Annotated in this window: 26 protein-coding genes; 16 read left to right on the top strand and 10 right to left on the bottom strand. The window is 65.9% G+C overall.

Annotated features, from left to right (window positions below; translation table 11 throughout):
• Positions 1 to 329 precede the first annotated feature (329 nt).
• A complete protein-coding gene (locus ABDB87_RS19125; protein ID WP_345930089.1) occupies positions 330 to 842 on the top strand; it encodes a nucleoside deaminase in 513 nt (170 codons plus the stop codon).
• Between the two features lie 38 nt (positions 843 to 880).
• Here ABDB87_RS19125 and ABDB87_RS19120 read toward each other — a convergent pair whose 3' ends face one another.
• The gene (locus ABDB87_RS19120; protein ID WP_345930087.1) at positions 881 to 1,795 is read right to left on the bottom strand and encodes a LysR family transcriptional regulator; all 915 of its coding nucleotides are present in this window, start codon (positions 1,793 to 1,795) and stop codon (positions 881 to 883) included.
• Between the two features lie 144 nt (positions 1,796 to 1,939).
• Between ABDB87_RS19120 and ABDB87_RS19115 the strand changes: the two genes are divergently transcribed.
• The gene (locus ABDB87_RS19115) at positions 1,940 to 2,569 is read left to right on the top strand and encodes an NADPH-dependent F420 reductase (protein ID WP_345930085.1); all 630 of its coding nucleotides are present in this window, start codon (positions 1,940 to 1,942) and stop codon (positions 2,567 to 2,569) included.
• A 106-nt stretch (positions 2,570 to 2,675) separates the two neighbouring features.
• On the opposite strand, the gene bla is transcribed toward ABDB87_RS19115, so the two are convergent.
• On the bottom strand, positions 2,676 to 3,548 hold the full coding sequence (gene bla / locus ABDB87_RS19110; RefSeq protein WP_345930083.1) for a class A beta-lactamase: 873 nt from the start codon (positions 3,546 to 3,548) through the stop codon (positions 2,676 to 2,678).
• 79 nt (positions 3,549 to 3,627) lie between these two features.
• Here bla and ABDB87_RS19105 point away from each other — a divergent pair, with 79 nt between their 5' ends.
• The gene (locus tag ABDB87_RS19105) at positions 3,628 to 4,572 is read left to right on the top strand and encodes a LysR family transcriptional regulator (RefSeq protein WP_345930081.1); all 945 of its coding nucleotides are present in this window, start codon (positions 3,628 to 3,630) and stop codon (positions 4,570 to 4,572) included.
• A 13-nt stretch (positions 4,573 to 4,585) separates the two neighbouring features.
• On the opposite strand, the gene ABDB87_RS19100 is transcribed toward ABDB87_RS19105, so the two are convergent.
• Complete coding sequence (locus ABDB87_RS19100; protein ID WP_345930079.1) at positions 4,586 to 5,563, bottom strand: D-2-hydroxyacid dehydrogenase family protein; 978 nt, start codon at positions 5,561 to 5,563, stop codon at positions 4,586 to 4,588.
• A gap of 147 nt (positions 5,564 to 5,710) precedes the next feature.
• A complete protein-coding gene (locus ABDB87_RS19095; RefSeq protein ID WP_345930077.1) occupies positions 5,711 to 6,121 on the bottom strand; it encodes a VOC family protein in 411 nt (136 codons plus the stop codon).
• A 264-nt stretch (positions 6,122 to 6,385) separates the two neighbouring features.
• Between ABDB87_RS19095 and ABDB87_RS19090 the strand changes: the two genes are divergently transcribed.
• Both ABDB87_RS19090 and folP read left to right on the top strand, forming a co-directional pair.
• Positions 6,386 to 7,225 (top strand): class I SAM-dependent methyltransferase, encoded by an 840-nt coding sequence (locus ABDB87_RS19090; protein WP_345930075.1) that lies wholly within the window; start codon positions 6,386 to 6,388, stop codon positions 7,223 to 7,225.
• 200 nt (positions 7,226 to 7,425) lie between these two features.
• Complete coding sequence (gene folP, locus ABDB87_RS19085; RefSeq protein WP_345930165.1) at positions 7,426 to 8,250, top strand: dihydropteroate synthase; 825 nt, start codon at positions 7,426 to 7,428, stop codon at positions 8,248 to 8,250.
• Between the two features lie 383 nt (positions 8,251 to 8,633).
• Here the strand turns inward: folP and ABDB87_RS19080 are convergent, their stop codons facing one another.
• Together ABDB87_RS19080 and ABDB87_RS19075 are read right to left on the bottom strand one after the other, a co-directional pair.
• Positions 8,634 to 9,608 carry a bile acid:sodium symporter family protein gene (locus tag ABDB87_RS19080; RefSeq protein ID WP_345930073.1) on the bottom strand — a complete coding sequence of 325 codons (975 nt, stop codon included), beginning with the start codon at positions 9,606 to 9,608 and terminating at the stop codon, positions 8,634 to 8,636.
• A 30-nt stretch (positions 9,609 to 9,638) separates the two neighbouring features.
• Positions 9,639 to 10,328 carry a GntR family transcriptional regulator gene (locus ABDB87_RS19075; RefSeq protein WP_345930071.1) on the bottom strand — a complete coding sequence of 230 codons (690 nt, stop codon included), beginning with the start codon at positions 10,326 to 10,328 and terminating at the stop codon, positions 9,639 to 9,641.
• A 352-nt stretch (positions 10,329 to 10,680) separates the two neighbouring features.
• Between ABDB87_RS19075 and ABDB87_RS19070 the strand changes: the two genes are divergently transcribed.
• From ABDB87_RS19070 to ABDB87_RS19045, 6 genes are all read left to right on the top strand, one after another.
• Positions 10,681 to 11,277, top strand: coding sequence for a LemA family protein (locus tag ABDB87_RS19070; RefSeq protein ID WP_345930069.1), 597 nt, complete (start codon positions 10,681 to 10,683; stop codon positions 11,275 to 11,277).
• 3 nt (positions 11,278 to 11,280) lie between these two features.
• A complete protein-coding gene (locus ABDB87_RS19065) occupies positions 11,281 to 12,120 on the top strand; it encodes a TPM domain-containing protein (protein WP_345930067.1) in 840 nt (279 codons plus the stop codon).
• Positions 12,120 to 12,620, top strand: a complete 501-nt coding sequence (locus ABDB87_RS19060) for a TPM domain-containing protein (protein ID WP_345930065.1) — start codon at positions 12,120 to 12,122, stop codon at positions 12,618 to 12,620. Before ABDB87_RS19065 ends, ABDB87_RS19060 begins: the two co-directional genes overlap by 1 nt.
• Positions 12,621 to 12,711: 91 nt before the next feature.
• Positions 12,712 to 13,770 carry a bifunctional DNA-binding transcriptional regulator/O6-methylguanine-DNA methyltransferase Ada gene (gene ada, locus ABDB87_RS19055; protein WP_345930063.1) on the top strand — a complete coding sequence of 353 codons (1,059 nt, stop codon included), beginning with the start codon at positions 12,712 to 12,714 and terminating at the stop codon, positions 13,768 to 13,770.
• 2 nt (positions 13,771 to 13,772) lie between these two features.
• Positions 13,773 to 14,429: a DNA oxidative demethylase AlkB gene (gene alkB, locus ABDB87_RS19050; protein ID WP_345930061.1), complete on the top strand. Its 657-nt coding sequence runs from the start codon at positions 13,773 to 13,775 to the stop codon at positions 14,427 to 14,429.
• Positions 14,426 to 15,310 (top strand): DNA-3-methyladenine glycosylase family protein, encoded by an 885-nt coding sequence (locus ABDB87_RS19045; RefSeq protein WP_345930059.1) that lies wholly within the window; start codon positions 14,426 to 14,428, stop codon positions 15,308 to 15,310. Before alkB ends, ABDB87_RS19045 begins: the two co-directional genes overlap by 4 nt.
• 3 nt (positions 15,311 to 15,313) lie before the next feature.
• On the opposite strand, the gene ABDB87_RS19040 is transcribed toward ABDB87_RS19045, so the two are convergent.
• Entirely contained in the window at positions 15,314 to 15,514 is a 201-nt protein-coding gene (locus ABDB87_RS19040; protein WP_345930057.1) for a hypothetical protein, read from the bottom strand.
• A gap of 631 nt (positions 15,515 to 16,145) precedes the next feature.
• Between ABDB87_RS19040 and ABDB87_RS19035 the strand changes: the two genes are divergently transcribed.
• On the top strand, positions 16,146 to 17,888 hold the full coding sequence (locus ABDB87_RS19035) for an AbgT family transporter (protein WP_345930055.1): 1,743 nt from the start codon (positions 16,146 to 16,148) through the stop codon (positions 17,886 to 17,888).
• A gap of 14 nt (positions 17,889 to 17,902) precedes the next feature.
• Here ABDB87_RS19035 and ABDB87_RS19030 read toward each other — a convergent pair whose 3' ends face one another.
• A complete protein-coding gene (locus ABDB87_RS19030) occupies positions 17,903 to 19,201 on the bottom strand; it encodes a nitrate- and nitrite sensing domain-containing protein (RefSeq protein WP_345930053.1) in 1,299 nt (432 codons plus the stop codon).
• Positions 19,202 to 19,519: 318 nt separating this feature from the next.
• On the opposite strand from ABDB87_RS19030, the gene ABDB87_RS19025 reads away from it, so the two are divergent.
• The 4 genes from ABDB87_RS19025 (at position 19,520) to ABDB87_RS19010 (ending at position 23,746) form a co-directional block, all read left to right on the top strand.
• Positions 19,520 to 20,782, top strand: a complete 1,263-nt coding sequence (locus ABDB87_RS19025) for a putative Na+/H+ antiporter (protein ID WP_345930051.1) — start codon at positions 19,520 to 19,522, stop codon at positions 20,780 to 20,782.
• A 111-nt stretch (positions 20,783 to 20,893) separates the two neighbouring features.
• On the top strand, positions 20,894 to 22,042 hold the full coding sequence (locus ABDB87_RS19020; RefSeq protein WP_345930049.1) for an AraC family transcriptional regulator: 1,149 nt from the start codon (positions 20,894 to 20,896) through the stop codon (positions 22,040 to 22,042).
• 307 nt (positions 22,043 to 22,349) lie between these two features.
• A complete protein-coding gene (locus ABDB87_RS19015) occupies positions 22,350 to 23,480 on the top strand; it encodes a porin (RefSeq protein ID WP_345930047.1) in 1,131 nt (376 codons plus the stop codon).
• A 113-nt stretch (positions 23,481 to 23,593) separates the two neighbouring features.
• The gene (locus ABDB87_RS19010) at positions 23,594 to 23,746 is read left to right on the top strand and encodes a hypothetical protein (protein WP_345930045.1); all 153 of its coding nucleotides are present in this window, start codon (positions 23,594 to 23,596) and stop codon (positions 23,744 to 23,746) included.
• Positions 23,747 to 23,769: 23 nt separating this feature from the next.
• Here the strand turns inward: ABDB87_RS19010 and asd are convergent, their stop codons facing one another.
• Positions 23,770 to 24,612: an archaetidylserine decarboxylase gene (gene asd / locus ABDB87_RS19005; RefSeq protein WP_345930043.1), complete on the bottom strand. Its 843-nt coding sequence runs from the start codon at positions 24,610 to 24,612 to the stop codon at positions 23,770 to 23,772.
• Between the two features lie 50 nt (positions 24,613 to 24,662).
• Positions 24,663 to 25,722, bottom strand: a 1,060-nt coding sequence (locus ABDB87_RS19000) for a LysR family transcriptional regulator (protein ID WP_345930041.1), incomplete at its 5' end; no start/stop codon positions are given.

Genomic DNA, 25,722 nt, shown 5'->3' with positions numbered 1-25,722 from the left:
TTCGGTTGCGGGCGGCGGTCGGAGCACCTGTTCCGGGTGGTCCGCCGGCCGCTCCTGCGGGGGGGAGGGAATGGGGCGAAGTGTGGCCTCTTGCCTGACAACTCTCAAGGATCCTGAAAAACTTGTTTTGTCAGTTCATCAATAAAGGTTATTCGGTCGTCCGAGCCGGGCGAGGCCGGGCTATCCTTGATTCGTCGAGTTTTCCTGTTCCTTTTTTCGCTGTGGACGAGGCATCGGTCAACAGAAAATCGCATTGGTTAATAAAAAATACAAATCGAAAATTGTCAGGCATTTAACAAATCGCAAAAGTCATGAACCCGGAGATGCGCATGTCCTCAGCTGATCTTTCCTCATCCGGCCACGGGCCCAGTCGCGAGCAGATCATTCGTCATCTGCGCCGCTCGAACGAGGTGGCCTGCCGCGCGCTTGCGCTGGGCCATCACCCCTTTGGCGCCGTGCTGGTGGGGCCGGATCACGAAACCGTGCTGCTTGAGCAGTGCAACATAGACACCGTCAACCACGCCGAATCGACCCTCGCCCGAGTGGCCGCCACCAATTTCACGCCGGCGTTCCTCTGGCAGTGCACGCTCTACACCGCGGTGGAGCCCTGCTGCATGTGCGCCGGCACGGCCTACTGGGCCAACATCGGCCGCGTGGTGTATGGCATCTCGGAGCATGAACTGCTGCGCCAGACCGGCAACCACGCCGAGAACCCGACCATGAGCGTGCCTTCGCGCTATGTGTTCGATCACTGCCAGAAGCCGGTGGAGCTGATTGGCCCGGTCGACGAAGTTGCCGAGGAAACCATCGCCATGCAGCGCGAGTTCTGGGCGTCGCGCTGACAATCCTGAGGACTGCGCAGCCGCACGTGCGCCGGGGTTCAGGCCTGTGGCGGACGGGTCTGCCAGACCGGCTCGCGCAGGGCTTCGACGAGAAAGTCCAGCAGGCGGCGCACCCGCAGCGGCACCTGCTTGCGGGTGGGATAGACCGCGTGGATCGGGATCGTGGCGGCGTGCCATTGCGGCATCAGTTCCACTAGCGCGCCGCTGCGCAGGTCTTCATGAATCAGGAAGTCCGGCTGCAGGATGATGCCCTGATCGGCCAGCGCGGCGGCACGGCAGGTGTCGCCATTGTTGGCATGCAGGCGCGCCCGGACCCGCGCCGAGGCTTCGCCTTCCGGCCCGGTAAAGCGCCACACATCGCCGCCTGACCAGTAGCTGTAGGCAATCACCGCATGCCGGGCGAGCTCCTGCGGATGTGTCGGTGTGCCATGCGCCGCAAGGTAGCCGGGTGAGGCGCAGAGCACGATGCGGGTGTCAGCCAGCTTGCGGCTGACCAGGCCCGAATCGGGCAGGCGGCCGATGCGTACCGCGAGGTCGTAGCCTTCCTCGACCAGATCGACAATGCGGTCCGCCAGCACGATGTCCAGCGTGATTTCCGGGTTTTCGGCCACGAATCGGCCCCACAGGGCCGCCAGATGCAGGGCGCCGAAGGTCTGCGGCGCGCCGATGCGCAGGCGGCCACGGATCAGGCCGCTGCGGTCGGCCAACTCGGATTCCGACTCTTCAACCGCCGACAGGATCTCGCGGCAGCGCGCCAGATAGGTTTCGCCTTCCGCTGTGAGCGAGAGTCGGCGGGTGGTGCGCTGGAGCAGGCGCGCGCCGAGGTGCTGCTCAAGCTCATTGATGTGACGCGAGATCGCCGGTTTCGACAGGCCGGTGCTGTCCATTGCGCCGACAAAGCTGCCGGCTTCGACCACGGCCACAAAGGTGCGCATGCTCGGAAAGAGATCCATGTTCCGTATTCCGGAATAAAGTGTGTTCTGTTTCGGAGTTTGTGTCGAAGATCGGAACTCGTAAAGTGTTTTCCACGGCGGCGCCACACGGCGCCCGAGCAGGCGGATGAGCCGCCTGCCCCGACCACAGCAAAGGAAAACATCATGAACATCACCGTCATCGGCGCAGGCAACATGGGCTCGGGCTTCGTCCGCCAACTCTCCGCCGCCGGCCACACGGTCCGCGTCACCGCACAGAATCTGGACAAGGCCCGCACGCTGGCTGCCGCTCATCCCGGCGTGGAAGCGCTGCCGGCCGCACAAGCCCTGGGTGACTCGCAGGTGGTGATCGTCGCCACGCCTTTCGGTGAAGCCGTGAAGGCGCTCAAGTCACTCGGCGCGCTTGAAGGCCGCGTGGTGATCGACATCACCAATCCGCTGACCGCCGACTACATGGACCTCACCCTGGGCTTCGACACCTCGGCGGCCGAGCAGATCGCCGCCGCGCTGCCGGGCGCACGCTTGGTCAAGGCCTTCAACACCATCCTCGCCCAGGTGCTGGCGCAGGGCCCGGTCTTCGGTGCGAACCGTGCGCCGGTGTTCTACGCCTCGGATGACGAAGCGGCCAAGGCGCAGGTGCGCGAACTGATCGCCAGCATCGGCTTCACGCCAGTGGATGCCGGCGGCCTGAAGAATGCCCGCTATCTGGAGCCGGTGGCCGGCCTCAACATCTACTTCGCCTACGGCGCCGGTCACGGCACTCAGATCGCGCCGAACTGGATCCGCCGCGACTGAGTCAGGCCCGCGCAACACGAAGCCTCGTGTTGCGCGCCCTCTCCGGCCCCGCTCCTGCCCGATCATCCCGCGGGAGCGGGTCTTGCGCTTTCGTCCGGACGAGCGCTCAGCCCTGTCGTGCCCACTGGCCGAGCCGGGCGATCACGGACTGCTGGATTCCGTAGGGCGCTTTTGCCTGAGCGAGATACACGCAGATCACGACCGGTTCGCCGGCAGGTGTCCAGTAAATGCCAACGTCATTGGCGATGCCGTGCTGGCCGGTGCCGGTCTTGTCGGCCAGCCGCCAGCCGGGCTCCAGGCCCGCACGCAGGCGCTGGCCACTGGTGCGGGTGGCGAGCATCCAGTCGCTCAGCTGCTGGCGGGAGGCCGGGCTGAGCCCTTCGCCCAGCAGCAGGCGGCGCAGGCTGGCGCCCATTGCGGCCGGCGTGGTGGTGTCACGCGGATCTCCCGGCAGGCCTTCATTGAGCGCGGGTTCCATGCGATCCAGGCGCGTGACCGTGTCGCCCTGGCGGCGCAGGAAATCATTGAAGCCGGTCAGGCCGCCTGCCGCTTCGATCAGCAGATTGCCGGCGGTGTTGTCGCTCTCGGTGATGGCGGCGTCGCAGATCTTCGCGAGGCTCAGGCCGGGCCCGCCGGCATGCCGCGCGGTGACGGGCGAATAGTCGAGCACCGCCTTCGGGTCGATGCGGACAAGCCGGTCGAGGCCTTCGCGACCGGCATCGACTTGCCCCAGCACGGCGGCGGCCGCGAGCCACTTGAAGGTGCTGCACATCGGGAAGCGCGTTTCCGCACGGTAAAGAAATTCTGAGTCTGTCCGCGCGTCGAAGAGGTATACACCAAGCTGGCCGCCACTCTCCGTCTCCAGCTCGCGGCAGCGCGTCTCGAAGCCGGATGGCCGTCCGGAGGATGCGGCGAGTGCGGCGAAAGAGCTTGGCAGCAGGCCGATGCCGCTGAGGGCGAGAAAACTTCTTCTTTGCATGGCGGGGCTCCTGTCGTGAGGGTGAGGCGCATCCTCGCAGCCTCGGGGCGGTGCTTCAAACGATGATTTCCTGCGCCTGATGCAAGAAAATCTGATGGCCGGGCGTGTGCGGCCGGCCCACAATCCGGTCATGAACATCCCGCTCAATGCGCTGCGCGCCTTCGAGGCGTCTGCCCGTCATCTCAGCTTCACGCTGGCCGCCCGCGAACTCAACGTGACCCAGGCCGCTGTCAGCCAGCAGGTGAAGAATCTCGAAGCGCGCCTCAACATGACGCTCTTCCGCCGCCTGCCTCGCGGGCTCGCACTCACCGAGGAAGGCCAGGCGCTGCAGCCTGCGCTGGCCGATGCCTTCGGCCGTCTCGCTTCCGTGTTGCAGCAGTTCGAAGGCGGCCGCGTGCGCGAAGTGCTGAACCTCGCGGTGGTCGGCACCTTCGCCGTGGGCTGGCTGATGCCGCGTCTGGCAGCTTTTCGGCAGGCGCATCCCTTCATTGACCTGCGCGTTTTCACCCACAACAACCGGGTGGATCTGAGCGCCGAGGGCCTGGATTTCGCGATCCGCTTCGGTGATGGCGCCTGGCGTGGCCTGGGCGCCGAGATGCTGGTCGAAGCACGCATGGCGCCCCTGTGCGCGCCGCGTGTGGCAGCCGCCCTGCGTCGCCCGGCCGACCTCCTGGATGGCGAACTGCTGCGCTCCTATCGCGCGGATGAATGGCCGCGCTGGTTTGCCGCGGCCGGGCTGCCTGACCCCCTGGTGCGCGGCCCGGTCTTCGACTCCTCGCTCGCGATGGCCGAAGTCGCCATTCAGGGTCTGGGTATTGCGCTGCTGCCGGTCGCGATGTTCCAGCGCCCGCTGCGCGAAGGCCTGCTTGCCCAGCCCTTCGAACACACCGTGACTACCGGCCAGTACTGGCTCACCTGGCTCAAATCCCGTTCGCATACGCCCGCGATGCGCGATCTGCACGACTGGCTGGTGAGCGAGGCGCATCGGTCGGACGACAAGGATGAGGGGCTGCCAACCCGATAGATGCCGGCGCGGATCAGCGCGTCACACGCAGGGCAGCCGGGTTCAGGACCTGCGTCGTATCGCCTTCGAAGAAGCGGATCGCATTGTTGAAGGCCGTTTCCAGATAGTGGGCATAGCTGGCCTGCTCGGCATAGCCCAGATGGGGCGTGCACAACACATTGGGCAGCTGGAGCAGAGGGTGCTGCGGATCATAGATCGGCTCCTGCTCATACACATCCAGCGCCGCAAAGCCGGGCCGCCCCTGCTGCAGGGCCGCGAGCAGGGCGCCCGGCTGAACGAGCTCGGCCCGGCTGGTATTCACGAAGAGCGCGGAAGGCTGCATGGCGGCAAGATCAGCTGCCGTGATCGCGCCCGAGGTTTCGGCGACCAGCCGCTGATGCACGCTGAGCACATCGCTGCTGGCGAAGAAGGCTTCGCGGCTGTCCGGCACACGCAGGCCTTCCGCCCGGGCTTCATCCCGCGCACGCGGGCTGCCCCAGACCTGGACCTGCATGCCGAACGCGCGCGCATAGCCGGCCACGCGCTTGCCGATCTTGCCGTAGCCGAGAATGCCCAGCGTTTGCCCGCAGAGTGCTTCGCCGGCTTCGGTCTGCCAGTGGCCGGCTTTCATCGCATCGACCTGCTGTGTCAGCTTGCGGCGCGAGGCCATGATCAGCAGCCAGGTCAGCTCGGCCGGCGCGACCGGCGAGCCCGTGCCTTCCACGACGGCGACGCCGGCCCGGGTGCAGGCCTCGATATCGATGTTGCGCGCCAGCTTGCCGGTCTGGCTGAGCAGCCTGAGCTGTGGCGTGCGGCGCAGAAAGGCTTCATCGATCAGCGTCCGCTCGCGGATCAGGATCAGGCCCTGCGCGGCAGACAGCGCCGCCCCGGCCTCTGCGTCCCGTGCGAGGTCACCCAGCGTGCTGCAGACAAAGCCCGGCGTGTCGTGCAGGCAAGGCAGCGACGCGCTGGCGCGCTGGTAGTCATCAGGAATGCAGATCCGGATTGTCATGCTGATCTTTCACGGGGATGTTCAAAAAACTCTGGGCACGCCACAGCGAGATGGGGTGATATGCCGCAAGCATGAACTGGCTTCTGGAAGGAATCCGGGCCGACGTAACACGACAGGCCTGCCCGGCAGCCTCGCCCGCACATTCTCTCACTCGATCCAGCTGAAGGGATTGTGGGCGACTTCCCAGAGGAAGCCGTCGGGGTCGGCGAAGTAGCCGGAGTAGCCGCCCCAGAAGACCTTCTCCGGCGACTTCACCGCCGTAGCGCCTGCGGCCAGCGCTTCGCGGAAGATCTGGTCGACCTCCTCCGGGCTGCGCAGATTGTGCGCAATCGTGAAACCGCGAAAGCCGGTCCGCTCCGGTGCGACACGGGCGTCTTCGGCCAGCAGATGGGCGGGATAGAGTGCCAGCCAGAGCGAACCGCGATTGACCTCGAAGAAGGAGATGGTCTCGTTGCTCTGGTCCGCCAGCAGCGGCAGCTTCAGGCCATCGCGGTAAAAGGCGGTGGATGCGGCGCTATCCGATACGCCGAGGGTGATGATGCTGATCCGTGCTTCCATCGTGGTCTCCATGTTGCGGGAAAAGTGTGGCCTGCAGGCCTTGCCCGGCCCGACGGCCTTCATTGACGCACGGATTGGGCGTGCCGGGGAGGCCGGGTAGCGGTCTTCCCCGACACCGCATGCGCAGGCCCGTGCCGTGCAGCGGCATTCCGATGCGAGCGGGAAGGAGATGGGGCCGTCATGCTGACGTAATATGCAGCGTTTTCCGGATCGCACCGGCCGGCCCCGCGGTCATCCCTTCCTGACTCACCTTCCCGAGAAATCATGTCTTCCGCGCCCTCGCTGTCCGAAACCTTTCTGCAGGCATTCCATGAGGCCCGGCCCGGGCTGACTTCAAAGGCCTACGGTGGTCTGCCGCTTGTCTTCAGGGGGCAGGAGATGGACTCGTCCTATGCGCTGCTGACGGAGGTGGTCCCCGCATCATCGCAAGCGATCGAGGTGCTGGACCTGGCCTGTGGCGAGGGGCATCTGCTCGGGCTGCTGGCCGCTCGCCGACAGCCTGGTCTCGCGCTGAGCGGCCTCGACATGAGCGCGGCTGAACTCGCCCTGGCACGCACGCGACTCGGTGCCCAGGCAGACCTGAAACAGGGCCGGGCGCAGGCGCTGCCGTATCCCGACGGGGTCTTCGACTGCGTGCTCTGCCACATGGCCCTGATGCTGATGGACGAGCTCGACGAAGTCATGCGCGAACTGCGTCGCGTGCTGCGTCCGGGCGGCCGGTTTGCGGCGGTGGTGGGTGCCATGCCACCGGACTCACCGGTGCTGAGCGCTTACCTCGAAGCGCTGTCCCGCCGCAGTCGCCTGCCGCAGTTTGCCGGGCTGCGCCTGGGCGATCGGCGCCTGCGAAGTCCTGAGGGCATCCGCGAAGTTTTCGCGTCCGGCTTCGATGAGCTCGTCATCGAGGAGCTCCATCTTCCGCTGCGACTCGCGCCTGCGCAGCTCCGGGACTGGTTTCTCGACCTGTACGACCTGCAGTTGCTGAGTGCGGCAGACCGGGAGCTTGTCGAGCATGAGCTCATGCAGGCCGTCACCGGCGCGACCGGGCCGGACGGCATGCTGGACTTTCCGCAGGCGCTGCGCTTCCTGAGTGCCCGCGCAGTCTGACCCTGCGCCGGGCCACGCCCTGTTTCCCTTCTTGAAGCGGTCGGGGCATGTGGCCCCGCAGCCTTTCGTGCGGCCTCCGGGCCGACCTACAATGGCGGCCTTGTCCGGTCTCCGATATTCAGGCGGCCGGCTCTGTTGAACAGCCCGGAATCCGAATCATGTCTGCCAGCCCCGCCGCCCCGTCTCCCTTCGCGTCGTCCTTGCCGGTGTGGCAATGCGGACGCTACCGGCTGAGCTTTGCCAGGCCGGCGATCATGGCCATCATCAATGTGACGCCGGATTCCTTTTCGGGCGACGGCGTGAATGGCTCGGTGGAGGCTGCGCTGCGGCGCGCGGAGCTGGCGCTGGCGGAAGGCGCGGCGATTCTGGATGTGGGCGGGGAGTCCACCCGGCCGGGCTCGGTGCCCGCCACGCTCGCCGACGAACTCGCTCGCGTGATTCCGGTGGTGCGGGCGCTGACGGCTTTCGATGTGCCGGTCTCGGTGGATACCACCAAGCCCGAGGTGATGGCGGCCGCGATCGCGGCGGGGGCCAGCATCATCAACGATATCAACGCGCTGCGCGAACCGGGTGCGGTCGAAGCGGTGGCCGCGACCGATGCCGGCGTGTGCATCATGCACATGCAGGGCCAGCCGCGCGACATGCAGCGCGCCCCGCAATATGACGATGTGGTCGGCAGCGTGGACACTTTCCTGCGCGAGCGCGTGGTGGTGCTGCAGGCCGCCGGTGTGCCGGCAGAGCGCATTTCGCTGGATCCCGGCTTCGGCTTCGGCAAGACGCTGGCGCACAACCTGGCGCTCTTCCGCGCGCTGCCGCAGTTCGTGGCGCAAGGCATGCCGGTGCTGGTGGGCGTGTCGCGCAAGACCATGCTCGGCGAAATTACCGGCCGCCCGGTGGAGGCCCGCGACGTCGCCACCGCCGCCGCGTCGCTGCTCGCAGCCCAGCATGGCGCGGCGATCCTGCGTGTGCATGACGTGGCGTCCACGCGTGACGCGCTGGCAATGCTGGTGGCATTGCAGGACTGAGTGCGGAAAGCGAAGGACTGGGTGCAGAGTGCCGAGGACTGAGTGGCGTCCGCGGCCAGTGTCCAGCACCCAATACCGGACTGTTTCGACCTGCTGCCCTTTGTTGCACTCAGGATGCCTGTGTGCAGCCCGATGGCCGAAGGCGCGGGAGAAGGCTTGCCGTAGGGCGCTCTGAGCAAAGCGAAGCGCGCCGCAGCAGCAACGTGCGACAAGGCGGCACGCACTCCGCACGCCGGCCTCCTGCGCCGCGTTGCTCACCATGCCAGGCTCCATTTCGTGGCACGCACGACGCAGGGATCGGCTTCTTCGGCGCGCTTCGCTCTGCTCAGAGCGCCCTACAAGACGCGCATCCTTCTGCGCGCCCTGCACCCAGCACCCGGGACTCAGCCCTGCGTCTTCCCCCGCTCCGCCCAGCGCTGTGCCAGCACGCCGCCGATGGCGAGTTGCAGCGGGTGGTAGATCATGATGGGCATCAGGATCAGGCCCAGCGCCGGGTTGGCGCCGAAGATCAGGTGGGCCATCGGCACGCCCGAGGCGAGCGTTTTCTTCGAGCCGCAGAACACGACCGCGATTTCTTCTTCCATCGGCATCTTCAAGGCTTTCGCGATCAGGCGGATGATCCAGAACACCAGCGCGAAGAAAAGGGCCGAGCCCAGCACGGTCTCCACCAGCACCAGCGGGCCGTAGTTCGACCAGATACCTTCCTTCACCGAATCGGCGAAGGACGTGTAGACCAGCATCAGGATCGTGAGCCGGTCCACGATCTGCAGGCGCTTCTTGTGGCGCGAGGCCCAGGCGGCGAGCAGCGGGCGCGAGCACAGGCCCGCCACCAGCGGCAGCACCAGCCACTCGAGCAGGTCGACGATTACCGGCCACACTTCGAAACTCTGACCGGAGTGGCCGAGAATCAGCGCCACCCACATCGGGGTGAGGATCACGCCGATCAGGCTGGAGAGCGTGGCATTGAATACCGCCACCGGCACATTGCCGCGCGCGGCGACGGTGAGTGCCACCGAAGACGACACGGTGGAGGGCAGCGCGCAGAGGTAGAAGAAACCGGTCTGCAGATCGCCCGGCACGAAGCCGCCGCACAGCCAGATGAGCGCCAGGCCCAGCAGCGGAAAGATCAGGAAGGTCGCCCCCTGGATCAGCAGGTGGGCGCGCCAGCGCTTCAGGCCGTCGTGCATGGCGGCGATGCTGAGCGCGAGGCCGTTGAGATAGAACACGATCGCGATGCCCAGCTTGTTGAGCAGCTCGGGATGCAGCCAGCCACCGCGCGCGCCAGGCTCGGGCCAGAGGAAGGCGATCAGCACGGCGATCACCATGCCTTTCATGAACCAGTCGAATTTGAACTTCATTTTCTTGTACAGGGAGAGGGGATGGAAAATTCAGCGCTCAGGCGTGTGTGCCCAGACCGGCGCGACCTGACTGCTCGCCTGCCGGGCGGCAAGCAGGTGATGACGCATCTCGCGCCAGGCGCCGAGCGCATCGCGGGCAAGCAGCGCTTCGATGATGACGGCATGCTCGGCGTAGGACTCGGCCATGCGCTCGGCGCTGCGGAACTGCGCCCGGCGGAAGGAAGACACGCGGCTGTGCAGCGCGCTGACAGTCTCGATCAGCACCGGGTTGTGCGAGCCACGGATGATCAGCGCATGGAGTTCGAGATTGATGCGGTCGTAGGCCGGCACATCGTTGCGCTGCATGACTTCACGGCTGTGCGCATGCAGCGCTCGCAGTGCTTCGCGCTCGGCCTCGCTCATCCGGGCTGCGGCATGGCGGGCGCAGCTTGCTTCCAGCTCGCCGATCGCTTCGAAAAGATGGTCGAGCATTTCCGGCGTCATCGCCGCGACGACCGCGCCACGATTGGGCCGCATCTCGATCAGCCCCATGCTGCCCAGCTGGCGCAGCGCCTCGCGGATGGGCGTGCGCGAAACGCCGAAGCGCGTCGCCAGCGCCACCTCCTCCAGATGCTGCCCCGGCGCTAATTCACCCAGCGCAATCGCATCGGCGATCAGCTGGCAGATTTCACTGGCGCGGCTGCCGCGCGAGGCAGGCGGCAGGGAGGTGGAGCGGGGCATGGAGGCGGCTTCCTGGGCGGATTGCATGCAATATAGCAATCGAAGTCCGGCCCCGGTATGTATTTGAAATTCATATTTATTTCAGTGGTTTGCCGGGTTTTGTATTTTTCAGGTGGCGTGATTGCGCTGGCAGGATTGCATGCAATGCCTGCTTGTCCGATGGCGGCCGGTCAGTGTTCGCCGGGCTCCGCGCGGGTTTGATCCGCTGGCCGGGCGGGGCATGGGCAGGTGCGCGCGGTCGGCCGCGACTTGAAAGCGACACAGACCGTCATCACCTGTGGACGCGGCACGCATAGAATGCGGAGTCGGCAGGGCCAGCCCTGCAGCTTGACGAACCCCCTTGGAGAGAGCCATGAAGATCCGTGCCTTCCTGCTTGCGCTGTGCGTGACGCTGCTCAGCGGCTGCGGCTACAACGAAATCCAGATCAATGACGAAGGCGTCAAGTCATCCTGGGCCGAGGTGCTGAACCAGTACAAGCGCCGGGCCGATCTGGTGCCCAACCTCGTCAACGTGGTCAAGGGCTATGCCGATCACGAGAAGGAGGTGCTGACCCGGGTGACCGAGGCGCGGGCCAATGTCGGCGGCATCAATGTCACGCCGGAGCTGCTCAATGATCCGGAGGCGATGGCGAAGTTCCAGCAGGCCCAGGCCAATCTTTCGGGCGCGCTCTCGCGCCTGCTGGTGGTCAGCGAGAACTATCCCAACCTCAAGGCGGATGCGAGCTTCCGGGATCTCCAGGCCCAGCTCGAAGGCACCGAGAACCGCATCACGGTAGCGCGCAACCGCTTCATCAAGGCGGTGGAAACCTACAACATCAGCGTGCGCACTTTCCCCAACAATCTGACGGCGATGGCTACGGGTGCGAAGCCCAAGGCCAGCTTCACCGTCGAGAACGAGGCGCAGATCAGCAATGCGCCGGCGGTGGATTTCGGCGGCGGCAAGAAGTAAGCGATGCTGCGCCGCATCCTGCTGTCATGCCTGCTGCTGTGCGCTGCCGCCCTGGCGCAGGCACAGGTGGCGGTGCCGCCGCTCAGCGGCCGGGTGGTCGATCTCACCGGCGCGCTGTCGGCCGAGGCGAAGCAGGATCTCGCCACCCGGCTCGAAGCCATCGAGAAGACCAGGGGCAGCCAGGTCGCGATCCTGCTGCTGCCGACGGTGCAGCCGGAAGACATCGAGGCTTTCGGGATTCGCGTGGCGGATGCCTGGAAGCTGGGCCGCAAGGATGTGGATGACGGCGCGATCCTGATCGTTGCCTTGCAGGATCGCCGCTTGCGCCTGGAGGTTGGGCGCGGTCTGGAAGGCGCACTGCCGGATGCAATCGCCAAGCGCATCATCTCTGACACCATCACTCCCTTCTTCAAGCAGGGCGATTTCCATGGCGGGCTAGCAGCAGGCGTGAATGCCATCGCGGAGAAGATCGGCGCCGAAGCCTTGCCGCCGCCGCAGACGCATGGCGGGCTAGCAGCCGGCGTGATTGCCATCGCGGAGAAGATCGGCGCCGAAGCCCTGCCGCCGCCCGACACCCACGGCCGCAGCGATGAGGAGGAGCTGCCCATTGGCTTCCTGATCGTGGCGGGTTTCATCGTGCTCGTTGTACTGGGTTCCATCGTGTCCGACCGGTCCTCCTGGTACAGCAGCCGCGGCTCGCGGGTGCTGCGCCACGGTGGCGGCTTCCCGCTGGGAGGCGGTTGGGGTGGTGGCTGGGGCGGAGGCTCCGGTGGCGGCAGCGGCGGCGGTTTCTCCGGTGGGGGTGGCGGTTTTGGTGGCGGCGGCGCTTCGGGAGGCTGGTGATGGGCGGCATCGCAACACTCTGGCAGCATCTGTGGCAGGGCGAGCGCGAGGCGCGCAAGGCTTTTCCGGCCGAGGCGCTCGAGCGCATCGAGGCGGCGGTCAGCGAATCCGAGCGCCTGCATCGTGGCGAGTTGCGGGTGGTGATTCAGGGCGGGCTCGGCCTTGCTGCACTGCGCGGCGTGCCTGACAGCCGAAGCCTGGCGCTGACGCATTTCGCGATGCAGGGCGTGTGGGACACCGAAGCGCATTCCGGCGTGCTGCTCTATGTGCTGATGGCGGAACGACGCCTCGAAATCATTGCCGACCGCGGCATTCACCGCCGTGTGGCACAGCAGGTGTGGGACGCCATCGTGCAGGACGCCGTACAGCGTTTCGCGGCGGGCGAGCCACTCGAGGGTGTGCTGCGGGCGGTCTCGGCGCTCAGTGCGCTGTTGCAGACGCACTTTCCCGCCGGTGGCCAGAATCCGGACGAGCTGCCGAACCGGCCGGTGCGTCTCTAGCCCGGGCGGGAATCCGGTCGCAAGAAGCGGAGTGCGCCGGACGCCGTACCGGGCCAGAATGCAGTCATCCCATTCCTGTCCGGGGCGTGTCATGAAGCTTTCGCAGTCCTCCGAAGAAGCCCGCTGGGCGGCCGTCTGCCAGCGGGATGCGCAGGCCGCCGGCAGCTTCGTGTATGCGGTGCGCAGCACCGGCGTGTTCTGCCGGCCGGGTTGCCCGTCGCGCCGGCCGCGGCGCGAGAACACCTGTTTTTTCGACTCGCCCGAGGCTGCGCTGGCGGCCGGCTTCCGGGCCTGCCTGCGCTGCCGGCCTGCTGCAAGCCTCTGCGTGGATCCGCACGTCGCTCTGGTCGAGGCGGCCTGCCGCAGCATGGCTGCGGCGGATGCACCGCTGCTGCTGGCTGTGCTGGCTGAGCGGGCCGGACTGAGTCCGCATCACTTCCTGCGTGTATTCAAAAAGCATACCGGGCTCACGCCGCATGCCTGGGCTGCCGGTCTGCGCGCGGGTCGTCTGCGCGAGGCGCTGGGCGAGGGCATGGCCGTGAGCGAGGCCATCTATCACGCCGGCTACAATGCCAGCAGCCGATTCTACGAAGAGGCAGACCGTGTGCTGGGCATGACCCCTGGCGCATTCCGCGCCGGCGGTGCGAAGACCCGCATCCGCTTCGGACTCGGCGAGTGCGCGCTGGGGGCGATCCTGGTTGCGGCCAGTGAGCGCGGGCTGTGTGCAATTGCGCTGGGCGATGCGCCCGAGCCCCTGCTGCGCGAGCTGGAGTCCCGCTTCCCGAAGGCCGAACTGGTCGGCGGCGACCCCGGGTTCGAGGACTGGATGGCGCAGGTCATCGGCTTTGTCGAAGCGCCCGGTACCGGACTCCATCTGCCGCTGGACCTGCGCGGCACGGCCTTTCAGCTGCGGGTGTGGCAGGCGCTGAGTGACATTCCGCCAGGCAGCAGGCTGAGCTACAGCGAACTGGCGGCGCGCATCGGCGCACCCGCCGCAGTGCGCGCCGTTGCCGGCGCCTGTGCGGCCAACACGCTCGCCGTCGCGATTCCCTGCCATCGTGTGGTGCGCAGTGATGGCGGGCTGTCGGGCTACCGCTGGGGCGTGGCGCGCAAGCGCGCGCTGCTCGATCGCGAGGCGGAAAGCCGCTGAGCATGGATGACCTTTTCGCCGATCATGACGCGAGCCTCGGGCGCAGCGAAGTGCTCGCCGAGGGCGCGCGGGTGCTGCGTGGCCGCGCCCATGCGCGCGCAGCGGAGTTCCTGGAGCTGATCGACGGGGTCAGCGCGCAGGCGCCGTTCCGCAACATGACCACACCCGGCGGCTATCCGATGTCGGTCGACATGAGCTGCTGCGGCCGGCTGGGCTGGGTCAGCGACGAACGGGGCTATCGCTACTCGGTCACCGATCCGCAGACCGGGCGCGCCTGGCCTGCGATGCCGGAGCTCTTGCGCGGATTCGCGATTGCGTGCGCTGCCGAAGCCGGCTTCCCGGATTTCAGCCCCGACGCCTGCCTGATCAACCGCTACCGGCCGGGTGCAAAACTCTCGCTGCATCAGGACCGGGACGAGCCGGATCTGTCTGCGCCCATCGTGTCGGTCTCCCTCGGCCTGCCGGCCACCTTCCTCTTCGGCGGATTGCGGCGCAGCGATCCCCAGCAGCGCGTGGGGCTGGTGCATGGCGATGTGGTTGTATGGGGCGGACCGGCACGGTTGCGCTTTCATGCGGTGCTGCCGGTGCGCGAAGGCGAGCATCCGCTCACCGGCCGCTACCGGATCAATCTCACCTTCCGCAAGGCCTCGCGGACATGAGTTCGCATGACTTTGTCATTGCATTGCCGGCAGATTATCCGCTTTCGGGTTTCCTGGCCTTTCATGCGCGGGACAATCAGCAGATTGCGGAGCGGACCGGGCCGGACTGGCTGGAAAAAGCCTTTGTCTGGCACGGCCAGCCGGCCTGGTTGCAGCTGGCATTTCGGCCCGGCCACATCGCGGTCCGCTTTGAAGGCAGCCTGCCGGATGCTGCCGCACTGCGCCGCCGTGTGGCCCACATGCTGGGGCTCGACCAGCCGGTGGCGCGCTTTGAATCCTGCTTTGCCGGTCACCCCCAGCTCGGGCCGCTGCTGGCGCGCCAGCGCGGTCTGCGCATCCCGCAGAGTGCCACCCCATTCGAGGCGCTGAGCTGGGCGATCACCGGTCAGCAGATCAGCGTGGTCGCTGCGCTGAGCCTGCGCCGCAGAATGATTCTGGCGGCAGGCGCCGTGAATGAGCACGGCATGCCGTGTTACCCGGACGCGAAGGCGGTGGCCGATCTCGGCGAGGCGGCGCTGCGTGCCTGCGGCTTCTCGACGGCCAAGGCCGCTTGCCTCGCACAGCTCGCCACCGCCCTGGCTTCAGGAGGCTTGGTGCTGCCCGGATCGGAATCCAGTCCTGATGACATTGTCTTCGAAGGGCTGCTTCGAGGCATTCGGGGCATTGGCCCGTGGACGCGTCAGTACACCCTCCTGCGTGGTTATGCCGCACTGGATGCCTCGCTGCATGGCGACGTGGCCGTGCGCCGCGGTATCGAGGCCCTGCGGGGCGAAACCGCGCCCGTCACGCCGGCGCAGGCCGAAGCCTGGCTCGCGCAATTCGCCCCCTTTCGTGCGCTGGTGGCGGCGCATCTGTGGGCTGCAGCGTCCAGCGCGCCCTGAGGCTCAGTGCTGGGGGCGCAGGGTCTGCGGGCGGGGGGCGCTGGCCAGCTGCGGGCGCAGGGCGCGCCAGATTTCGCGGGCGCCGAGAATGGTGATCATCGCCGGCATGGCCAGCAGGAGGAATCCCAGATAGGGCACGATGAAATACCAGCTGAACAGTACGAACAGCGTCAGCAGGACGAGGCAGACGAGGGCGGCTTTCATGAGGATCTCCTTGGTCGTGTGGCACCGTTTTTGCGCTGCCGGACAGGGCGGATGATCCGCTCGCTGCGTGGAGCGCCACTGAGCCGGACGGCCCACGCATCGCCTCCGGCAGTGAGGCCGTCGCAGTCCGCCCGAGGCGGTCTGCAGGGGCTGGTGTGCACTCACTTTAGGATTTTCCGACGCCTTCGGTAATTCGCAAAAAATTGTCTGATGATTCGGTTTTTGTTGAGTATTTGATTTGTATTGTTCGAAATACATTTTTTTGTTGGCGATTTTCAGGCCGTTTTTGGCGTTTTGATGTTGCTAGGATGCTGCTAGTGTTGTTTAAAAACAACTCCTGCATTCAACCAGAAATGCCTTCGCCGGGGCGCGTGCCGAGACCCCCGTAAGCCTCTTCACGGCAGGGAATCGCCTCGTTCCGAACAAGGTCTTCCGCAGGATGCGCCTGTCATGCCCTCGCGGGGGTGAAGCCGGCAAGGACGTGATCCGGGTTGTTCCGGAGTGTTCCGTGCTTTTACCCTTCGGCCCTTTCAAGTCACGGCAGCGGCGCCACGAGCGGCTGCGCATTAACGGATCGTGCGCGCTTGCAGCAGGCTGCGCAGCGCACGCGCTCCGGCAGGAGAGAGGGATCATGAACGAGGGCGTGAATGTGGCCGGGCAGGCCGGGCCGGCTTCCGGCAAAGCGGAGGGGAAGGCGCGGAGCAGGGGGCTGATGCCGCGCTTCCTGGCGCTGGTGGAGTCGGTCGGGAATCGCATGCCGCATCCCACCATCATGTTCATCGGGCTGGTCGCAGGGCTGCTGGTTCTGGCGGCAGTCCTGTCAGCCTTCGGCGTGGTGGCGGAAACGCCGACCGGGCGCTTCGCCATCAACAACCTGCTGGGGCAGGATCCGGTCAGCCTGCAGAACCCGCGCACCGGTGCGGTGGTGAGCACTTACGCCAATGGCTGGCAGTATCTGACCCAGACCCTGACGCCGAACTTCGTGGGCTTCGCACCCTTCGGCATGGTCATGGTGATCATGATCGCGATTGGCGTGGCCGAACAGGGCGGGCTGATCGCGGCCGCAGTGCGCAAGCTGGTGCTCTCGGCGCCGGCACGGCTGGTCACGCCGGTCGTGGTGTTTGCCGGCGTGATGTCCAACATCGCGGCGGATGCCGGCTACCTGGTGCTGGTGCCGCTGGGGGCAGTGGTGTTTCTCGGCATGAAGCGACATCCGCTGGCCGGGCTCGCCGCCGCGTTTGCCGGGGTCTCAGGCGGTTTCTCCGCCAATCTGATCATCACCACGCTGGATCCGCTGCTGGGCGGATTCACGCTGGCCGCCGCGAAAACCGGCGACGCCATGGTCGGCACGAACTTCGGCGAGACGATGAACATCGCGACCATGAACTACTACTTCGTGGTGGCCTCCACGCTGCTGATCGTGGTGCTGGGAAGCTGGGTGGTCGAGCGCGTGATCGAGCCGCACCTGGGTGTGTGGAGGGCGGATGCGGCCACGCCCGAAGAGCATGCCGAGGAGCTCAGCGAGGCCGAGCGTCGCGGCCTGCGCCGGGCGGGCCTGGCGTTTCTCGCCTGCGTGGCGGTGCTGGCCTGGATGGCCTTTCCGGTCAAAAGCGGTTTGCCACTGCTGGGCACGCTGTCGACGGCCTCGCTGCCCGAAGCGCAGTATGCATCCATCATGGCGCGTTACGGCAGCGTGGGCTTTACCCATGCGCCGCTGTTCGGAACCGAGGTGATCGTCTCGGCGCTGTTCTTCCTGTTCCTGATTCCCGGTCTCGTCTACGGCATGGCGGTCGGCCGGATCCGGCGCGGTGTCGACTTCGTGCATACGATGGAGGAGTCGATGCGCGGCATGGCCAGTTTCGTGATCCTGGTGTTCTTCATGGCGCAGTTCGTGGCGTATTTCAATGCCTCGAACATCGGCGTGCTGATCGCGATGAAGGGTGCGCAGCTGCTGGAGCTGCTGCCGCACCAGAGCACGGCGGGCATCGTGCTGCTGATCACCGGCTTCGTGCTGCTGTCCGCCGTGATCAACCTGTTCATGGGCTCGGCCTCGGCCAAGTGGGCGATCCTGGCGCCGATCTTCGTGCCGGTGCTGATGACGGTGAACGTGAGCCCGGCTGCCACCCAGATGCTCTACCGGATCGGGGATTCCTCGACCAACATCATCACGCCGCTGATGACCTACTTCGCTTTCGTGATCGTGATCGGTCGCAAGTACCAGAAGGATTTCGGTATCGGCTCGCTGGTGTCGCTGATGCTGCCCTTCTCGATCGTGTTCATGATCGGCTGGACCTTGCTTTTCCTGGTCTGGGCGCTGGCGGGCTGGCCGATCGGTCCGGACTCGGCCATCTTCTTCGTGCCGCCGTCCCGGTGATCGGCAGGCCGCATTCAGGGCCGGCTGCTGCCCCGCCTGCCGTCGCCGCCGATGAAGGCGGGCAGCGCGAGTGCGGCCTCGGCCACGTCCACGATGCGCCGGTTCTGGTCCATCGCGGTCTGGCGCAGCATGCGATAGGCCGCTTCCTCGGCGATGCCCATGCGCGCCATGAGCAGGCCCTTGGCCCGTTCGATGAGCTTGCGTTCGTTGAGCGAGCGGCGCGCGGTTTCGAGCTCGTTCTCCATGCGCGCCAAGCGGTCTGACTGGGCCTGCAGCATGTCGATCACCGCCTGGCCGGGATGGCTGCCGAGGTGTGCGCCGGGCATGAAGGCGCCCTCGCGCGAGGCCGGGCTGGCGGGGTCGAAGAGCCGCTCGACCTGGCCCGCGCTGGCCGGGGGATGGGCCATCAGCCCCTTGAGCAGGCCTTCGGAATCGTGCAGGTCGCGCTCGGCTTCGGCGATGAGCACGTTGCAATGCTCGAGCAGGCCATCGACGAGACTGCACTGGATCTTCCACATGCGCTCGAGGCGTTCGCTGCAGCAGTCGAACCACTCGTTGATCAGGTTGGCGTCGATGCTGGCGCCATCCTGCGCGCTGGCCAGGATGCGGCGCAGCCGCTCGATGCGGATGATCTCGGGCGTTTCCTGGATCGCCTGCCACTGGGCGCGGGCGGCGTCGCCGGCGAATTCGCTGAAGACCTGGAAGCTGCGCTCCTGGGCCTCGATCAGGTGGAGCAGGCGTTGCTGGTATTTGCGCTCGCAGAGGCCTGCGGCCAGGATCAGCGCACCGACTGCGCGCTCCTGTCCGGTTTGCTCCTTGCCCTGCACGAAGTTGAACAGTGCCACCAGCGAGCGTGAGATCGCGGGGTTCAGCGCGCTGTCGGCCACCTCGAAAATCAGTGCGCTCAGCCCGGCCACGATGCGGCTGATCTCCGTCACCGCCGCTTCGGCGTCGATCGAGAATTCGGCGATGCGCTTGCGCAGCTCGGGCAGGGATTCGAGCCCGAGCAGCACCCAGGCCATCAGCGAGTATTGCCGGGCGGGGCCGTTCTGCGGGGTGTCGAGCTGCTCCTGGAAGCTGGCGCGGAGCAGGCTTTCGACGGCCTCCGATTCAGCAATCAGGTGGCGCCGGTTGGCCTCGAAGCGTTTGCCGGCGGATGCCAGATAAATACTCGAGGCGCCGCGCTCGGCCTGAAGAACGTGGATCATGTGGCCGAGCAGGCCGACGAAGCGGGCGCGCGAGGTGAGCCGGCGGAGTTCGTCGATCTCGTTCTGTTTGGCGGCGAGCAGGATGTCGGGAACGGAGAGTTTCATGGCTGCGCGTGGAGGTCGTGGGTGAGGGCCGCGCGGCGCGGGCCGCGGGTGCACGGACGTGATTGTGTCAGTCTGTTGCGCCGGTGTGTCGGTTTGTTATCGCTTGATTTTGCACGGCAACAGGCGGTGCGGGATGTGGCAAGGTCATCTCCGGCAGCGGGCGGGAAGTGTCTCCGCCTGACTGAACGGGGAAAGCGCTGCCGGCGGAAGCCGGCGGGCGCTTGATGCAGGTCCTGTCCCGGCCGGATAGCCGGAACTTTTTTTTTTCACACAGGTCAGCTTAGGCCTTCTGGCCCCGTTTATTCGAAAGGAAATCGCGTGGCAACCGCCGGTACGATTGAAATCATTGCAGCCGTCCTGTTCGGTCTGGCGCTGGTGCATACCTTCTCCACCCGCGTCTTCGAGCGGCTGGCCCACCGTTACCCGGCGCACGCCGGCCTCTTCCACCTGCTGGGCGAGGTCGAGGTCGTCTTCGGTCTGTGGGCCATGGGCCTTTTCGTGGTGATGATCGCGGTGGCCGGCAAGTCGTTCGCGACCGACTACGTTTCCTCCCGCAGCTTCGTCGAGCCGCTCTTCGTGTTCGCGATCATGGTGATCGCGGCGAGCAGGCCGATCATGGGGCTCGCGGCAAGCCTGGTGAAGCGGCTCGCCCGCATCATCCCGCTGCCCGACAGCATTGCGCTCTACATGCTGTGCCTCGGTCTGCTGCCGCTGCTGGGCTCCTTCATCACCGAGCCGGCCGCGATGACCGTAGCCGCGCTCATGCTGCGCGACCGCTTCTATGCGGCCGGGCTCTCGGAACGTTTCAAGTACGCCACCATCGGCGTGCTCTTCGTCAATGTGTCCATCGGCGGGGTGCTTACCTCCTATGCGGCACCGCCAGTGCTGATGGTTGCGAGCGCCTGGGGCTGGGACACCGCCTACATGGCGAGCCATTTCGGCTGGAAAGCCGCGGTGGCCGTGCTGTGCAACACCAGCGTGCTGACCTGGATGTTCCGCCGCGAACTCGCCGGGCTGACGATGAAGGACGCGCAGTCCGCAGCGGAGGCGGTACCGATGCGTATCACCCTGGTGCACCTGTTCTTCCTCGCCGCCACCGTCTATTTCGCGCACTACCCGGTGATCTGCATGGGCCTGCTGATGGCCTTCATCGGCTTTGCCCATGCCTATGAGCGCTATCAGAGCCGGCTGATGATCAACGAGGCGCTGCTGGTGGCTTTCTTCCTGAGCGGGCTGGTGGTGCTGGGCGGTCTGCAGGAATGGTGGCTGCGTCCCCTGCTCATGAGCATGAGCCAGGACGCCGTGTTCTTCGGCGCGACGGCACTGACCGCCATCACCGACAACGCCGCGCTGACCTATCTGGGCTCGCTGGTCGACGGCCTGTCCGAAGGTTTCAAGTACGCACTGGTTGCCGGGGCGGTTGCCGGCGGTGGCCTGACCGTGATCGCCAACGCGCCGAATCCGGCGGGGGTGTCGATCCTGCGCAGTCATTTCGCCGATGAGAGCGTGGCTGCGCTGCCGATGCTGTGCGCCGCCCTGCCACCCACGCTGGTGGCCATGGCTGCGTTCTGGTTGCTCTGATCCGGCGGTGCGCGACCGGCCGGGAGACCGGTCGCGTGCCAGCAGGTGTCTGCCGCGTGCAGGCAGTTTGATTGTTGAAGGTCCTGAACAAGAAATACGCAGGGGAGACTGATGAGAAGCAGACGTACACGCAGCGTGTTGCTGATCCTTGACAGCAGCATGCCTTTCCACCGCGACGTGATGCGCGGTATCGGTGCTTTCGTGCACGCCAGCGAACTCGGCTGGCACATCCGCGTCGCCAGAAAGATACCGGCGTCATTCGAGCGCATCGACGGCATCATCGCCGATGTCGAGACGCCTGGCCTCGAGCAGCTGATGGAGTCGCCCCCGGCCTGTCCGATGGTGTTCATCGGCAGCGCCGAGAGCGCCGGCCTGAGCAAGGCCAGACCACGGGTCTGTGCCAATAACGCGGCGATGGTCGAACTCGCGGTGAATCATCTGCGCGAGAACGGCCTCACCAGCCTCGCCTGTTTTTCGCTGGTGCGCTACCAGTCGATGCCCTGGGCGCGTGAGCGCATCGAGGCCTTCCGGGTCATGGCCGGGGCCTCTGCCGGTGTGCAGATCGGTGGCCTGTCCGACAGCCGCCAGCATGAAGAGCGTGCGGTTGAATGGCTGCGGTCATTGCCGCCGCGCACCGGCGTGGTGGCGGTCAATGATTCCACCGCCCGCGAGCTGCTGCAGATGTGTGCCGCGGCGGGCCGCAGTGTGCCGCGCGACATCGCGGTGGTCGGCATCGACAATGATCCCCTGGCCGCGGCGCTCTCTCCGCTGACGATTTCCTCCGTCATGCAGGCCAGCGAGGAGATCGGCCGCAAGGCCTGCGACATGCTGCGCCGGCGCATGGTGCGGCCCGATGAAATGCCCGCCGATCTTGCCGTAGCGCCGCAGGGGCTGCAGCTTGCCGCAACCAGCAGCAAGTCCAGCGCGCTGGTGCGTGGTGCGATGGATTTCATCGAAGCCCAGCTGGGCCGCTGCATCAAGGCGCAGCAGGTGGCGGACTACATGGGCGTGTCCCGTGCCACGCTGGAGCGCACCTTCCTGAGCCAGCTCGGGGTGACCGTGCATGACGAACTGCTCAATCGCCGCATCGCCCAGGCCAAGCTGCTGCTCCAGCGGCGCGAGCTGAGCACGGCCGAAATCGCGCGCCAGTGCGGTTTCCGTACGCAGCAGTACATGCATGTGGTGTTCAAGCGCGAGCTGGGCATGTCGCCGGTGGAGTTTGCGCAGAGTGCGGCACCCGCCTCGCTGGAATTCGCCTGAGCGGGGCTGTTGTGCCCCAGCAACACAAAACCGGGCGCTGCCGGCCTTTTTGCGCGGCAGGCCCGGCAGGCGAAGAAAAAAAAGCCCGTTACGCAATCAGTGCCTTACGAAATTCGTGAGCGGATTTAACAACGGGTTTTCGGCAATATCGAAATTGAGACCCCAGGGAGCGACCGGTACAAATCGTCCTGACCTCTGATCAACGACCGCCGGGCGGCATGACAGAAGCGCAAAGGCGCTATGTGTATGTCATCAAGGAAGCCGGCTTCGAAGAGAGAGTCACCCATTCATGTCAGGAGATAAACTCATGCAGAAGAAACTGATCGCTCTGGCCGTCACTGGTCTGATGTCCGGCGCCGCCTTTGCGCAAACTTCCGTCACCCTGGGTGGCAAGTTCGATGCCTGCTACGCCTTCACCCGCACCGCCAAGAACGTGACCACCGAAGCACAGACCGACGGTTGCAACTCGACCTCCCGTGTTTCGATCGGCGCTCGCGAGAACATCGCCAAGGGTTATGACATCCGCGTCGATTACGATATCCGCTTCGGCAACGTGCACGAAGGCAAGTCGGGCCTGGCCTCCAACGACAAGAAGGCCATGGCTTTCAGCACCCCCTTCGGTACGCTGCAATGGGGTACGGCCAACCTGATGTCGAACGACTACAAGCTGGCCGAGAAGCCCTACATGGTCACCCCGAAGGACACCGAGCTGGTCAAGTTCGGCGTGTCCCAGCTGCGCGAAAGCTCGCTCACCAGCAACAATACGTCCTACTGGTCGCCGGTCGTGAAGGTTGGCCCGTACGAGGGTCTGGTGAAGGCCTCCTTCGCATTCGGTGACGGCCAGAAGACCGGCGCAAACGATGCCGCGGGCACGAATGCCGGCAACGTCGTGGTGCTCGGTCACGAAGGCGAACTGTTCGATGGCGTGGCCGACTACGGTATCGACGTGACCAAGGTGGGTGCTCGCTCCTCTGAAGGCGGCGCCAACAACGGCTCGCACGTGTTCAATCACTACTATGTGAACGTGCGTCCGCTGCCGGGCAACAAGAACCTCAAGCTGACGGCCCAGTACAACACCTACAAGGGTTGGGAAGGCTCGGGCGGCGCAGCCAGCGGCACCGGCATGACTTCGTATGAAGACAAGAACACGAACTTTGTCGTGTCCTACAACTTCAACGGCAAGGCTGAAGTTGGTCTGGGCGTGTCCCACACCAACGGTGTGGGTACCACCCGTTTCGCAGGTCGCGGCATCATGCTCGGCGGCTCCTACTTCCTGAGCAAGAGCGTTCAGGTGTACGCCGGCCTCGCCAAGAACTCCTACAAGGACGGCGGCGGCTACAAGGGCTGGCGTTATGACGGCACCGGTGCGCTCAACTCCGCGACCCGTACCTTCGAAAATGGCCGCACCGTCAAGGTCGGCATCATGAAGGAATTCTGATTCCCGCTGTGACGAGCCAGATCACACAGCTGTAGTCAGACCGGCCCGCTTCCGCAAGGAGGCGGGCCTTTTTCGTTTGGGGAGGCCTGGTCCTGGATCTTCGATACAAACAGATGCTCGAGCTGCTGAGGCTGGCGGCGCAGACGGGGCAGGACTGTGATGCGCTGGAGCAGGCGCTCGCCGGCATGCAGGCCGACGAGCTGGAAGCGCTGGGGAAAGTGCTGAGGGGCTTGCGGGCCGCGCATGCCGCCCGGACGCGAGTATGACGCCGTGTTCGCGACGGTGAGCCTCAGCTGGCCGACATGGCCTCGCCCATGCGGATGGCTGCCCCCGCTTGCCAGGCCGGATTGAATTCGACGCCCGGTTGCGGGAAGAGCATCACCACGGTGGAGCCGAGCAGGAAGCGGCCCATCTCGGCGCCTTTTTCCAGCCGGATTTCCTGATCGTCATAACGCCATTCGCGTACATCCATCACGCGCGGCGGATTGACGACCCCATGCCACACGGTGGCCATGCTGCCGACGATGGTGGCGCCCACCAGCACCAGCACGAAGGGACCGGCCTCTCCCTCGAACACGCAGACCACGCGTTCATTGCGGGCGAAGAGTCCCGGTACGCCGCGTGCGGTGGTCGGGTTCACCGAGAAGAGCTCGCCCGGCACATGGATCATGCGGGTGAGTCGGCCGGCGGCCGGCATGTGAATGCGGTGATAGTCGCGGGGCGAGAGGTAGAGCGTGGCAAAGCTGCCGTTCTCGAACTGTTTTGCCAGGGCGGCGTCGCCGCCGACCAGTGCGGTGGTGGAATAACTGTGGCCCTTGGCCTGGAAAACCTGATCGCCCTCGATGCGGCCGAACTGGCTGATCGCGCCATCCACCGGGCAGAGCAGGCGGCTGCCTGCGAGTGGGCGGGCACCTTCCTTCAGGGCACGGGTGAAGAAATCATTGAAGCTCGCGTAACTGGCGATATCCGGGTTCGCGGCTTCGGCCATATTCACGTTGTAACGACCGACGAACCAGCGGATCACGGCGGTGGTGCGGCTGCCGAGCGCCTTGCCGGCAAACCGGCCGGCGAGCTCCGTCAGGAACTGCTTGGGCATCAGGTATTGCGGCAGGACTTTCAGGCGATCGGACACGATGACTCCAGAGCTTGCGGAAAGCGCTCATTGTAGCGGCTCGGCCGCGTTCAGCCGGCGATTTGAAGCCGTGCCAGCAGGCTTTTCGCGGCCCGGTGTAGCGCCTGTGCGAAGTCGGCCGCCAGCGGTGTGGAGGGTCGGAACTGCGGCAGGACCAGACTGACGCGGAACGGAATCGACGCGCTGAAGCGCCGCAGCACGATGCCCTGTCCTGCGTATTCGAGCGCGCTCAGCGGATTGATCACCGCGACGCCCAGGCCTTCGCGCACCAGGGCGCAGACCGAGGCGGCCGTCTGCGTTTCGATGGCCATGCGGCGCGGCACCTCATGCGCCTGGAACAAGGCGTCAAGCTGTCGCCGATAGGGGTCACCGGGGGCCAGGCTGATGAAGGGCTGACCGGCGAAATCGGCCGGGCTCAGCGTGTCGCGCGACAGCAGGGGATGCCCCTCGGGCAGCACGCAGACCTCGTCAGCCGCCAGCAGCGGTTCCAGCGCGCAGCCCGGCGGCGGGCTGTCCTGCTCGGTGAGGCCCAGATCGAAGCGCTGGGCGCTGAGCCATTCTTCTAGCAGGGGTGATTCCTGCGGCGTGATCGAGACCGCGACATCCGGATGTGTCTGCGCGAACAGACGACAGGCCATGGGCAGCAGCGATTGCGCAAAGGCGGGCACGCAGACGATCGCGAGCTGCCCGCCGGCATGGTCGCGGAGGCTGCGGGCGGTGGCGCGGACGGCTTCCAGCCCGGTCCAGGCGCGCTGCACTTCGTCATGCAGGGCCAGCGCACGGGCCGTGGGCTGCAGACGACCGCGGACCCGATCGAACAGCGCAAAGCCGAGCAACTGCTCCAGCCGCGCCAGCTCGCGGCTGATCGTCGGCTGAGAGCTGAAGAGCAGGGCCGCCGCACCGGTCACGCTGCCAGCCCGCATCACTGCGCGGAAAACCTCGATGTGCCGATGCTCGATGTCCATATCAGAAATGAATCGAAGTTTGACAAATAAGCATTTTACGGCATGAAGTCTCTGCGAGACCATCGCTGCAGCACCCAGCACCCAGCACCCAGCACCCAGCACCCAGCACCCAGCACCCAGCACCCAGCACCCAGCACCCAGCACC

Origin of the sequence: Uliginosibacterium paludis (genome assembly GCF_039631355.1) — a bacterium.
GTDB lineage: Bacteria > Pseudomonadota > Gammaproteobacteria > Burkholderiales > Rhodocyclaceae > Uliginosibacterium > Uliginosibacterium paludis.
Note: the sequence above shows the minus strand (reverse complement) of the source record. Positions and strands in the feature narration are given on the sequence as shown.